16 protein-coding genes are annotated in these 12,555 nt (G+C 43.4%); 15 read left to right on the top strand and 1 reads right to left on the bottom strand.

Annotated elements, in window-relative coordinates; genetic code table 11:
• Positions 1–2 precede the first annotated feature (2 nt).
• Entirely contained in the window at positions 3–650 is a 648-nt protein-coding gene (locus G4O42_RS17105) for a YigZ family protein (RefSeq protein ID WP_007614107.1), read from the bottom strand.
• A 222-nt stretch (positions 651–872) separates the two neighbouring features.
• Between G4O42_RS17105 and degS the strand changes: the two genes are divergently transcribed.
• The 15 genes from degS to G4O42_RS17030 all read left to right on the top strand — a co-directional run bounded on the left by degS (position 873) and on the right by G4O42_RS17030 (position 12,551).
• Entirely contained in the window at positions 873–2,036 is a 1,164-nt protein-coding gene (gene degS / locus G4O42_RS17100; RefSeq protein WP_007407484.1) for a two-component sensor histidine kinase DegS, read from the top strand.
• A gap of 76 nt (positions 2,037–2,112) precedes the next feature.
• Positions 2,113–2,802 carry a two-component system response regulator DegU gene (gene degU / locus G4O42_RS17095; protein ID WP_003219701.1) on the top strand — a complete coding sequence of 230 codons (690 nt, stop codon included), beginning with the start codon at positions 2,113–2,115 and terminating at the stop codon, positions 2,800–2,802.
• A 97-nt stretch (positions 2,803–2,899) separates the two neighbouring features.
• A complete protein-coding gene (locus G4O42_RS17090; protein ID WP_032876160.1) occupies positions 2,900–3,748 on the top strand; it encodes a DegV family protein in 849 nt (282 codons plus the stop codon).
• 108 nt (positions 3,749–3,856) lie between these two features.
• Positions 3,857–5,242: an ATP-dependent helicase ComFA gene (locus G4O42_RS17085; RefSeq protein WP_032876163.1), complete on the top strand. Its 1,386-nt coding sequence runs from the start codon at positions 3,857–3,859 to the stop codon at positions 5,240–5,242.
• A gap of 57 nt (positions 5,243–5,299) precedes the next feature.
• Complete coding sequence (gene comFB, locus G4O42_RS17080; protein WP_003151389.1) at positions 5,300–5,584, top strand: late competence protein ComFB; 285 nt, start codon at positions 5,300–5,302, stop codon at positions 5,582–5,584.
• A gap of 5 nt (positions 5,585–5,589) precedes the next feature.
• Positions 5,590–6,279, top strand: a complete 690-nt coding sequence (locus tag G4O42_RS17075; RefSeq protein WP_196770545.1) for a phosphoribosyltransferase family protein — start codon at positions 5,590–5,592, stop codon at positions 6,277–6,279.
• Positions 6,280–6,352: 73 nt separating this feature from the next.
• On the top strand, positions 6,353–6,772 hold the full coding sequence (locus G4O42_RS17070) for a TIGR03826 family flagellar region protein (protein ID WP_012118571.1): 420 nt from the start codon (positions 6,353–6,355) through the stop codon (positions 6,770–6,772).
• Between the two features lie 69 nt (positions 6,773–6,841).
• Positions 6,842–7,108: a flagellar biosynthesis anti-sigma factor FlgM gene (gene flgM / locus G4O42_RS17065; RefSeq protein ID WP_003151393.1), complete on the top strand. Its 267-nt coding sequence runs from the start codon at positions 6,842–6,844 to the stop codon at positions 7,106–7,108.
• Positions 7,109–7,122: 14 nt separating this feature from the next.
• Positions 7,123–7,605, top strand: a complete 483-nt coding sequence (locus tag G4O42_RS17060) for a flagellar protein FlgN (protein ID WP_032876168.1) — start codon at positions 7,123–7,125, stop codon at positions 7,603–7,605.
• A gap of 15 nt (positions 7,606–7,620) precedes the next feature.
• Positions 7,621–9,138 (top strand): flagellar hook-associated protein FlgK, encoded by a 1,518-nt coding sequence (flgK, locus tag G4O42_RS17055; protein ID WP_032876170.1) that lies wholly within the window; start codon positions 7,621–7,623, stop codon positions 9,136–9,138.
• A gap of 11 nt (positions 9,139–9,149) precedes the next feature.
• Positions 9,150–10,067, top strand: coding sequence for a flagellar hook-associated protein FlgL (flgL, locus tag G4O42_RS17050; RefSeq protein WP_003151396.1), 918 nt, complete (start codon positions 9,150–9,152; stop codon positions 10,065–10,067).
• 90 nt (positions 10,068–10,157) lie between these two features.
• A complete protein-coding gene (locus tag G4O42_RS17045; protein WP_007407476.1) occupies positions 10,158–10,727 on the top strand; it encodes a DUF6470 family protein in 570 nt (189 codons plus the stop codon).
• 29 nt (positions 10,728–10,756) lie between these two features.
• Positions 10,757–11,188, top strand: coding sequence for a flagellar assembly protein FliW (gene fliW, locus G4O42_RS17040; protein WP_007407475.1), 432 nt, complete (start codon positions 10,757–10,759; stop codon positions 11,186–11,188).
• On the top strand, positions 11,182–11,406 hold the full coding sequence (gene csrA / locus G4O42_RS17035; protein ID WP_003151402.1) for a carbon storage regulator CsrA: 225 nt from the start codon (positions 11,182–11,184) through the stop codon (positions 11,404–11,406). The genes fliW and csrA overlap by 7 nt, the downstream gene beginning before the upstream one ends.
• Before the next feature lie 143 nt (positions 11,407–11,549).
• Positions 11,550–12,551, top strand: a complete 1,002-nt coding sequence (locus tag G4O42_RS17030; protein ID WP_032876173.1) for a flagellin N-terminal helical domain-containing protein — start codon at positions 11,550–11,552, stop codon at positions 12,549–12,551.
• The last annotated feature ends 4 nt before the right edge of the window (positions 12,552–12,555 follow it).

Raw genomic sequence — 12,555 nt, 5'->3', positions numbered from 1 at the left:
CATTAGTCTCCTTTAGGGCTGACGTCTGTTTCTAAATACGTCAGTTCTCCCTCTGTATTCTTACTCTTGCCGTTCGTCAGTTCTGTCATCCATTTTATAAACTCGTCTTTGTCTTTTTCTTCAACGTACGTTTCAAATTCGACATGATCCGCATAATGGATATCTTTCAGTAAAAAAACTGATTCTCTCAGTTCGTTCTCTATCTTGCCGAGCCACGTATAATCCGCTGATGTATGCATAATCCGCATCAGCTTCCGCTCCGTAACTCCTATATGATTTAAGCCTTCAGACACTGACTTCCCATATGCACGAATCAATCCGCCTGCACCGAGCTTTATTCCGCCGAAATACCGGGTAACCACCGCGCAGGTATCTTTCAGACCGCGTTTTTTCAGCACTTCCAGCATGGGGACGCCGGCTGTGCCGCTTGGTTCTCCGTCATCATTCGCCTTTTGTATATGGTCGGTTTCGCCGATCAGATAAGCTGAGCAGTTATGAGTCGCATTCCAGTGCTGTTTTTTTATCTTTTGTATAAATTCCTGCGCTTCCTCTTCAGAAGCAGCACGGCTCAGGTGACAGATAAAGCGCGATTTTTCAATCACAATCTCATGTTCACCCGTTTCTTTAACTGTTAAATAGCTGTGCAGCATGATTGCTGGACCCTCCTGACAAGCATTAAAAGACTTGTTTCTACAAATTCGAACAGACTTTAGAATTTTTGCGCATATTTTGGTATCATGAAAGAGTAAGATACTATATAAAAATGTTTTTTTCTAGAATATACGCATTCTTTCATTATAATTCGACATAAATTGCAGTTCAATTACATTTATAATAAAAATACATAACAACACCGTTACGGAGGGAGACAGATGAATAAATCGAAGATGGACTCCAAAGTTTTGGATTCTATACTTATGAAAATGCTGAAAACCGTGGACGGGAGCAAGGACGAGGTTTTTCAAATCGGAGAGCAGTCGCGCCAGCAATATGAGCAGCTGGTTGAAGAACTCAAACAGATCAAACAGCAGGTGTACGAAGTCATTGAGCTGGGCGACAAACTTGAAGTTCATACGCGGCACGCACGAAACCGCTTGTCTGAAGTAAGCAGAAATTTCCATAAGTTCAGCGAAGAAGAAATTCGCAACGCCTATGAAAAGGCGCACAAACTTCAAGTGGAACTGACGATGATCCAGCAGCGTGAAAAGCAGCTGCGGGAGCGCAGAGATGATTTAGAACGCCGGCTTTTGGGGCTTCAGGAAATTATTGAACGGTCAGAATCATTGGTCAGCCAAATAACCGTCGTTCTGAATTACCTGAATCAAGACCTTCGCCAAGTAGGGCTTCTTCTTGCCGATGCGCAGGCTAAACAAGATTTCGGTTTAAGAATCATTGAAGCCCAAGAGGAAGAAAGAAAAAGAGTTTCCAGAGAAATTCATGACGGTCCCGCGCAAATGCTGGCAAATGTCATGATGAGATCGGAATTAATTGAACGGATCTTCCGCGACCGCGGCACGGAGGACGGATTTCAGGAAATCAGAAATCTACGGCAGAATGTGCGGAATGCCCTTTACGAAGTCAGAAGGATTATATATGATTTAAGACCGATGGCATTGGACGATCTCGGGCTGATTCCGACACTGAGAAAATATCTTTATACAACTGAAGAATACAACGGAAAGGTGAAAATACATTTTCAGTGCATCGGAGACACAGAGAACCAAAGGCTTGCCCCGCAATTTGAAGTGGCGCTTTTCCGTCTCGCTCAGGAAGCCGTCACAAATGCACTCAAGCATTCAGAATCAGAGGAAATTACAGTAAAAGTGGAAGTAACCGCTGATTTTGTCGTTCTCATCATTAAGGACAATGGAAAAGGCTTTGATATTAAGGATGCTAAACAAAAGAAAAACAAGTCATTCGGCTTGCTGGGAATGAAAGAAAGAGTAGATCTGCTTGAAGGAACGATAACGATAGACTCTAAAATAGGTCTTGGGACATTTATCATGATTAAGGTTCCGTTATCTCTCGGCCTATAATTTGTTAAATAGAGCCAAAAGACATATTGACCGAACAGCGGCGTATATAGAACAATAGGATAAGGAGGCGTAGCGTGTGACTAAAGTAAATATTGTTATTATCGACGACCATCAACTATTCCGTGAGGGTGTAAAAAGAATATTGGATTTTGAACCTACCTTTGAAGTGGTAGCAGAAGGTGACGATGGAGATGAGGCGGCTCGAATCGTCGAGCATTATCATCCCGATGTTGTCATAATGGACATTAATATGCCGAATGTAAATGGTGTAGAGGCTACTAAACAGCTTGTTGAGCTGTACCCTGAATCTAAGGTGATTATCCTCTCCATCCATGATGATGAAAACTATGTGACTCATGCTTTAAAAACAGGTGCAAGAGGCTATCTCCTGAAAGAGATGGACGCAGATACTTTAATCGAAGCAGTGAAAGTGGTAGCCGAGGGCGGTTCTTACCTTCACCCGAAAGTAACCCACAATCTTGTCAACGAATTCCGCCGTCTTGCGACAAGCGGAGTTTCTGCTCATCCTCAGCATGAGGTTTACCCGGAAATCCGGAGACCATTACATATATTAACGAGACGGGAATGTGAAGTGCTGCAAATGCTTGCAGACGGAAAAAGCAACCGCGGAATCGGTGAATCATTGTTTATCAGTGAGAAAACAGTGAAAAATCACGTGAGTAATATTTTGCAGAAAATGAACGTTAATGACCGGACACAAGCCGTTGTCGTGGCCATTAAAAACGGCTGGGTAGAGATGCGTTAGTCATGTGTGAGAAGACTTGCCTGTTATGGCAAGTCTTTTTTTACAGCTGCATATCTATTAAAATACTTATTAAGTACTTAATAAGGCAGGTAAAGTGATGAAGATTGCAGTTGTAACAGACAGTACAGCATATATTCCGAAAGAGATGAGAGAAGAACATCATATTCATATGATCCCTCTCCAAGTGGTTTTCGGTGAAAAAACATTCCGCGAAGAAACAGAACTCGACTGGAGAAGTTTTTATAAAGAAGTAAAAAATCATGATGAGCTGCCGACTACGTCTCAGCCTTCTTTCGGTGAATTAATCGCATTGTACGAAGAACTGAGCAAAACATATGATGCAGTCATAAGCATACATTTGTCCAGCGGAATCAGCGGAACATATAACAGCGCCGCCTCAGCAAACACTATGGTTGATCATATTAAAGTTTATCCCTTTGATTCAGAGATCAGCTGTTTGGCACAAGGTTTTTATGCATTAAAGGCAGCACAGCTCATTAAAGACGGTGTTGACTCACCGGAAGAGATTATAAAAGAGCTGGAAGAAATGAAAAAAACAGTCCGTGCGTATTTTATGGTGGACGATTTATCACACCTCCAGCGGGGCGGGCGTCTAAGCAGTGCTCAGGCTTTTATCGGCGGTCTGTTAAAGGTAAAGCCTATTCTTCATTTTGACAATAAGGTAATTGTTCCTTTTGAGAAGATTCGGACACGCAAAAAAGCGATTTCGAGAATTTTTGAGCTGTTTGGGGAAGATGCAAGTAAAGGAATCCCGATGCGGGCCGCTATCATCCATGCAAACAGGGAAGAAGAAGCGGCGGATATTATACAGGAGTTAAGCGGTAAGTATCCTCATGTCGAATTCTATAACAGCTATTTCGGTGCCGTGATCGGAACCCATTTGGGCGAAGGTGCCATCGGAATCGGCTGGTGCTTTAAAAACTAAGTGAAAATCTCCGTTTTCAAGGGCGGAGATTTTTTTATTTTTTAATTTTGGCAATTCGACAAGTGGGTTCCCGACAAGGCATACTTTGAGCAGAAAGGAGGCAGGGAGATGTCCGAAGGTGCTTCAGAATTTTCAGAGGTGCGGGATTTCTTTTACGGCCGGCATTTATTGAGATCTGAGATACCGTTTTCAGATCAGCGCATCAACGGTTTTATAGAAAAAGAGTATATAACGGCCGAGCCGTCAATCATCCGCCGGAAAAACCGTTACGTCTGCCAACGATGCGGTCAGTCTGATCAAGCCTGCTTTGCGGCATTTTGGGCGTCCTTTGCCAAAAGGCAGATTACCTATTGCCGTGCCTGTGTCATGATGGGAAGGGCTGATGAACTGACATCATTATATTCTTGGAATCAAGCCTCTGAAAACAGCTGGGAGCCTGTAAAGCTTTCTTGGGAAGGAACACTGACAGACGGACAGAAGCAGGCGGCCGCCGCGCTTACAGATGCGATAAAAGAGAGACAAGAGCTGTTAGTATGGGCGGTTTGCGGATCGGGGAAAACAGAGATGCTGTTTCCGGGTATCGAGTTTGCGCTGAATCACGGTTTGCGCGTCTGTGTCGCGACTCCGCGTACAGATGTCGTACTTGAACTGCTGCCGAGACTGAAAAAAGCATTTGAGAAAGTCGAAGTTTCTGCTCTGTACGGCGGCAGCGAGGACAAAGGCCGTCTGACTCCGCTGATGATTTCAACCGCTCACCAGCTGATGCGCTACCGAGACATTTTTGATGTCGTGATAATAGATGAAGTAGATGCGTTTCCTTTTTCCGCCGATGAGACATTAAGATTCGCTGTTGATAAAGCGAGGAAGAAAAACAGCGCCCTTGTTTATGTAACGGCAACTCCTTCAGACACATTAAAAAAGAAGGCTGAAGCCGGTTTGCTGAAAAGCGTCCGCATACCGGCCAGATATCATCGGAAACCCCTCCCGGAGCCGCGTTTTTTGTGGTGCGGCAATTGGAAGAAGAAGCTTCAGAAAGGAAAACTGCCGCGCTCTGTAACTGATTGGGTTTGCCAAAAACTTCAATTACAGCTGCCGGTTTTCTTATTCGTTCCGTCTGTACACGTATTGAAAAAGACAACGGATTATTTTCAGAAATTAAACATACGGGCAGAAGGCGTACATGCGGAAGACACATTCAGAAAGGATAAAGTGAAACGGTTCAGAGACGGCCGGCTTGACCTGCTGGTAACGACTACGATTTTAGAAAGAGGGGTTACCGTGCCCAAAGTTCAGACATGTGTCCTCGGCGCAGAAGCACCTATCTTTACTGAGAGCGCGCTCGTACAGATCGCAGGCAGAACGGGAAGGCATTATAAACATTTCAGCGGTGATGTCATCATGTTTCATTTCGGAATTACAAACGGAATGAAAAAAGCAAAAAAACATATTGAACATATGAACAAATTGGCACAAAAAAGTAAATTGTTGGACTAGTTAATTTCAGAAAACGTGATACAGTATACTCATACTTTCCTATGAGGAGCTGTCAGCATGCTTGTCAATTCTAAAGAAATCATATTAAAGGAACTTCTCGACCGCCATATGCCTAAGCTTCATATGAAATGCACATGCCGGGTATGCAAAAATGATGTACTGGCACTTTCACTAAACCGGGCTGAACCGGCATATGTTACAGATAAAAAGAAAGTTGCTTATGCAAAAGCAGAGATAGTTGATAAACAGAAAAATACGGCGCTGCTTGTCATTCTGGCTGAATCAGCGGCGATTGTTTCGGTTAATCCAAGCGAGTTCTGTGAAACTCGGGAAGGAGCGTAATATCTCTGAATTGTTTATTGTGTGACTCACCAATTTCAAGTTCATTGACTTGGAGATCTCTGTTTTCTCTGGCGCCCGAGCAAGAGGTATGCAGCATATGCAGCAGCCAATTCGAAAAAATTGAAGGCCCCGTATGCAGTATATGCGGGAGGCCTCAGGAGTCAAATGAAAAATGCGCTGATTGTGCGGCCCGGGAATCAAAAACGGAAAAGCGCTTTTTGCTGCGGCAAAACCGTTCGGTATATTTGTATAATGATGCGATGAAGGACTCATTGGCCCGGTTTAAATTCAGGGGTGATGCGAAAATCATTCAAGCATTTGAACGTGACTTTGCTGCCGGCTTTAAAGCGGCATATCCATCAAATACACATACTCTCATCCCTATTCCGCTGAGCGGCGAACGGCTGGCCGAACGCGGATTCAATCAATCCGAGCTGCTGGCCTCTCTGCTCGGAATGCCCGTCATTTTCCCCCTCATCCGACTGAACAACGAAAAACAATCCAAAAAGAGCAAAACAGACAGGCTGTCTGCAGAAAAAAAGTTTTCAGCAGCCGAAAACTCCGCCAAAGGTATGAACGTCATCTTAATAGATGATATTTATACGACGGGCGCCACACTTCACCAAGCCGCCGAAGTCCTGCTGACAGCGGGCAAAGCGTCATCGGTCTCCTCTTTTACTTTAATCAGGAGCTAAATCATTCTTTTTTTCTGCCGATATAATTGATAGAAATATAAGGCAGATTAAAGAAGGAATAGGAGTTAATACGATGGGTGAATTGGCGAATTGTCCAAAATGCAATGCTTTATTTTTTAAAACGAACCTGCAGACCGTGTGCCAGGCATGTATTAAAGAAGAAGAAAAAGCATTTGAAACCGTCTATAAATTTTTGAGAAAGCAGATCAACAGACAGTCGACGATGCAGCAGATCACTGAGGAAACAGGTGTGGATGAAGAGCTGATCCTCAAGTTTATCAAACAAAAAAGGATTCAGATCAGCCAGCTTCCAAATTTGGCATATCCTTGCGAAAGGTGCGGAAATCCAATCAGGACGGGGAAATTTTGCAAGTCCTGTCAGACAGATATTGAGTCGCAATTAGACCATATGAACCAAAAAACAGCCGCTGAATTCGAAGAGAAAAACAGTACAAAAGACACATACTATGCCTATAATACCAAAAACACCTGATTCCCTAAACTAACTGATAACGCAGTCGATAAAAGAATTAGACTGCGAACAGAAAGCGAGAGGAATCCTATGAAAATCAATCAGTACGGAACACAATCCGTTAATCCATACCAAAAAAATTACGAAAAGCAAGCCGTACAAAAAGAGGCTGCAAAGCCGAAGGACAAAGTGGAAATTTCTTCTCATGCAAAAGAGCTTCAAAATGCGTCAGATGCGGTCACTAAAACACGTCAGGAAAAAATCGCTCAGCTTAAAGCGGATATAGAGAGCGGAACATATAAAATAGATTCAAACAGCATCGCTGAAAACATAGTGAATTTCTATAAAAAGCAATAAAAAGGAGAAAGTCAATGTCAGCAAAGCCAATTATTGATCAACTGAAGCGACTTTGCGCTCTGCATGAACATCTGCTCACGCTGTCTGAAGAGAAAACGGAAGCGCTGAAAGCAGGCAAAACAAAAGAGCTCTCCAACATTTTGACCAAAGAGCAAAAGTATATTCAGGCAATCGGGCAGACTGAGGAAGAGCGCATCAGGTTAACTTCTCAGTTTCTCAGCCGCAGTGAGGACAATACAATTGCTGCATGCATCTCCAGAACTTCAGGCAGTGAAAAACAGGAGCTTGAAGGGTTATTTCACTCTTTGTCTGCGCTTCTTGACCGTCTGAAAGAAGTGAATGAGATGAACAAACAGCTCACGATTCAGGCTTTACAATTCATCTCCGGGGCATTCGATATGATCATGCCGGGTGAAAAAGAGAATATGAATTATAAAGAGCCGCAAGCGGCACGCAAGCCTGTCAGCCGTTTGACATTATTCGATTCAAAAGCTTAGAACGGAGGATTTTTAATGCCATCGACTTTTATGGGGCTCGAAACAGCAAGGCGTGCATTGAGTGCGCAGCAGACTGCATTGAGCACAGTTTCAAATAACGTTGCAAATGCAAATACAGAAGGATATACGAGGCAGCGCGTTACATTACAATCGACGAGCCCTTATCCCGCAGTATCAAAAAACAGTGATCTGACGGCCGGGCAAATCGGAACAGGAGTAAAAGCCGGTTCAGTTGAGCGCGTCAGAGACAGTTTTTTAGACTATCAGTACAGAACTGAAAATACAAAATTAGGGTACTATACAGCCCGTTCCAATTCATTGTCACAAATGGAAGGCGTCATGAAAGAGCTTGACGATAATGGATTAAACGGATCGCTCAGTTCGTTTTGGAATGCCCTTCAGGATCTGGCGACGAATCCGGAAAATACGGGAGCGCGCTCAGTTTTGCAGGAGCAGGGGAAATCTCTTGCCGAAAGTTTTAACTATATATCTACCTCTTTGACTAACATTCAGGGTGATATTAAAAAGAACCTGGATAACACAGCGGATCAGGTCAATTCCATTCTCAATCAGCTGAATGACATTAACAATCAAATAGCGGCAGTTGAGCCGAGCGGTATGCTCCCTAATGATTTGTATGACCAAAGAGACAGATTGATTGATCAATTATCTTCTATGGCAAATATTAAAGTTTCATATAATAAGTCGGGCGGACATGCCTTGGCGACTGCTGAGGGCACGGTTAACGTCGAATTGCTGAACGGAAACAACAATTCTCTCGGTACGCTGCTCGACGGTAACACAAAAACAGTTTCAGAAATGAAAATAAACTACGACAAGGACAGCGGTCTCGTGTCGAGTGTGTCAGTCGGCAGCAGTACGGTCAATGCGGATGCATTTACCGGTAAAGGCTCACTTTTAGGTCTTATTGAATCATACGGCTATATGTCAAACGGAGAAGAAAAAGGTCTTTATCCTGAAATGCTGACGGCTCTTGACAATATGGCGCTGTCCTTTGCTGACGCGTTTAATGCAGTTCATGAAAAAGGAAAAACCTATACAGGCGAACAGGGCGCAGCATTTTTTGATTTCAGCGGTGGTGAAGCGGTGCCTGCAAAAGGTGCGGCAGCGAAAATAAAAGTCAGTGACAAAATTCTTGCGTCTACTGATAATATCGCAGCGTCGTTAAACGGAGAAAAAAGTGACGGCACAAACGCGACAAATCTTGCAGCCGTACAGAACAGCAAGCTGACTATTAACGGTGAAACCACTACAATTAATGACTTTTATGAATCCCTTATCGGAAAGCTGGGCGTTAATTCACAAAAAGCGGCCAATCTTATGAACAACTCTGAAAGCAACACCCTTTCAGCCGATGAACGGAGACAATCAATCAGTGCAGTGTCTTTAGATGAAGAAATGACAAATATGATTCAGTTTCAGCACGCTTATAATGCGGCTGCGCGGATTATAACGATGCAAGATGAAATATTCGATAAAATTATTAACGGTATGGGCACCGGAGGAAGATAGGAGATAAATAAATGAGAGTAACTCAAGGGATGATCGCAAAAAATTCTCTTCGATTTATCGGCTCAAGTTATGACAAGCTCGATCGGCTTCAGCAGCAAGTATCTACGGGGAAAAAAATCACGAAAGCTTCTGATGATCCGGTCGTTGCAATGAAGGGAATGCAGTACCGTACTCAGCTTGCGCAGGTAAACCAGTATCAGCGGAATGTTTCGCAAGGCTTTACATGGCTGGAAAACTCGGAATCAAGCGTAAACTCGGAAACGGATATTATGGGGAAAATCCGGGACTTGATGGTTCAGGCGAAAAGTGATTCGAACGGTGAAACAGAATTGAAAGCAATCGGTACAGAAATCGGCCAGCTGAAAAAGCAGCTCGTTTCTGTCGCGAATACTCAGGTAAACGGACGTTATCTGTTTAACGGAACAAATTCAGATGTCCCGCCGATCACTGAAAATGCCGACGGCACATATACGTACAACTATGAGAATTATACCGGTGCTTCGGATGTTAACATTAACATCTCGAACGGAGCAGTGCTGAAAGTGAATTCTGATCCAAACTCAGCTTTCGGAGGCGTCGCACAAAATGGAGATAATGTATTTGAATTTCTAAACTCCCTAGAAGCTTCTTTAAGCAAAGGCACGCTGTCCGAAGCAGATTCAAATCAAATTCTGTCAGATATCGACGGTTTTACTGACAAAATGAATGCTGAAAAATCCAATATCGGCGCACGCACAAACCGGTTGGAACTCATTCAGACAAGATTGGAATCACAAGCGGCAACCGCTGAAAAAGTATTGTCCGATAATGAAGATGTAGAAATGGAAGATGTGATTGTTGATTATTTATCTCAGCAGACGGTCCATAGAGCAGCGCTGTCAGTGAATGCGAATATCATTCAGCCGTCACTGATTGACTTCCTGAAATAATAGAACTGACCGTCTTCAATATATAAAAAAGCGACTCACACCAGGGAGATCGCTTTTTTTACTAAAATACTATAAACAGGAGGGATCTCTGTGCAGATGCCGAGATTGATTATTGACAGTGTGCCTGCTAAAATCGGTATAACCTTTCAAAAGGAAGAAATCGAGATGGAACAGCCGCCCGCTGACTTGGAAATCGAGCAGCCGCCGGCAGAGCTGAACATAGAAAGCACGCCGGCCAAACTGACGATTGACCAGACGAGGGCGTGGGAGAACTTGAATCTCAAATCATTTGAAAAGCTGAACGCTGAAGCCGCTCAGAAAGGTGCGGAAGCCTGCAGCGAGTTTATTGCAAAAACAGTCAGGGAAGGGAAGGAAATGGCGGCTATCGAAAAGAAAACGGGCAATGTGATGGCCCGGCAGGCAGCGGATGTCAGACCGCCCGATCCATTCGGCGAATTCAGCGACTTTCTGCCTGCGCAGTTTCTCGTCGACATTGACTGCATTCCTTCAAAGCTTACGATTGATATTGAAGCCCGCAAACCTTCAATTGAAGCAGCCGTCAATAAACCTGTATGGAATTATACGCCGGGGAAAGTTCAGATTGATATGATGCAAGACCCTAAGGTGACGATTTCGGTTGACGATGGCAACGCAGAATAAAAGATGAAAGTGGTAAAGGATTGTGAAGCATGATAATTAAAACAAAATATCACGGAGAAATCAGAATAGACGAAGGGCAGATTATCTCATTTGAAAACGGCCTGCCGGGATTTAATGACGAGACTCAATTTGTTGTTCTTCCTTTGTCGGAAGATTCACCGTTTTTGGCGCTGCAGTCTGTCAAACAGGAGCATATCGCCTTTATTGTCGCCAGTCCGTTTATTTTCTTTAAAGGGTACGAATTTGACATTGACCATGCGACGCTTGAACTTTTGCATATTGAAGATATAGAGGACGTCGAAGTGATGGCGATTTTAACGCTGGAAGAGCCTTTTGAAAACACGACCGCCAATTTAAAAGCGCCGATTATCGTCAATAAAAAGGAAATGAAGGCGAAACAAATCATTTTACATGATGCTTCCTATGAAACAAAACATCTGATAGGAGGAGGATCATGCTAGTTCTCTCAAGAAAAGTGAATGAGTCCATTCAGATCGGGCCGGATATTGAAATAAAGGTGATCGCCATCGAAGGAGAACAAGTGAAGCTGGGAATTGAAGCGCCTCAGCACGTAGATATTCACAGGAAAGAAATCTACTTGTCGATCCTGGAAGAGAACAACAGAGCTGTATCTTTTAATACTGATTTATTACTTAACTTATCCTCACAAAAAAAGTGAGGATTTTTTTATTTTCAATATAAACAATGGAAGCGGCCGTCCGATATATATATTGTAGCCAATGAGAGGAAAAATTTTCTTCAGAATGACGCTGCGTAAATGCACAAGGACGTGCGAAAAACAATTCAGGGAGGAAATACAAAATGAGAATCAACCACAATATCGCGGCTCTTAACACTAGCCGTCAGCTGAATGCAGGTTCAAACTCTGCTGCAAAAAACATGGAAAAATTATCTTCAGGTCTTCGCATCAACCGCGCTGGTGATGACGCTGCGGGTCTTGCGATCTCTGAAAAAATGCGTTCCCAAATCCGCGGTTTAGACATGGCTTCTAAAAATGCTCAAGACGGAATCTCTCTTATCCAAACATCTGAGGGTGCATTGAACGAAACTCACAGCATTCTTCAGCGTATGAGCGAGCTTGCTACACAAGCGGCGAACGATACAAACACTGATTCTGACCGTTCTGAGCTTCAAAAAGAGATGGACCAATTAGCGTCTGAAGTAACAAGAATCTCTACTGACACTGAGTTCAATACGAAGAAACTTCTTGACGGAACTGCGCAAAACCTTACGTTCCAAATCGGAGCTAACGAAGGCCAAACAATGAGCCTGTCTATCAATAAAATGGACTCTGAAAGCCTGAAAGTTGGTACGACTTATACTGTATCTGGTGATCAAAATACACTTACAGCAACTGATGGAAGCACTGCTACTTGGGCTGACGAAGAAAAAGACGGAACTACTGGTGAAGTCACAAAAGCTGCTGGATATTATGATGATAAAGGTAAAGTTGTTGCATCTGAAAAATTAGCTGCAGATTCTAAAGTAACAAAAGGTATCGACATCTCATCTTCAGCTAAAGCTGCGTCTTCAGCTCTTACAACAATCAAAACAGCTATCGACACAGTATCTAGCGAGCGCGCTAAACTTGGTGCAGTTCAAAACCGTTTAGAGCACACAATCAACAACCTTGGTACTTCTTCTGAGAACCTGACTTCTGCTGAATCACGTATCCGTGACGTAGACATGGCTTCTGAGATGATGGAGTACACGAAAAACAACATCCTTACTCAGGCTTCTCAAGCTATGCTTGCGCAAGCTAACCAACAGCCTCAGCAAGTTCTTCAATTGCTGAAAGGTTAATGAC

The sequence above is a fragment of the Bacillus sp. LUNF1 genome (assembly GCF_011008975.1).
GTDB lineage: Bacteria > Bacillota > Bacilli > Bacillales > Bacillaceae > Bacillus > Bacillus velezensis.
This window is presented reverse-complemented; position numbering and strand designations above follow the sequence as displayed.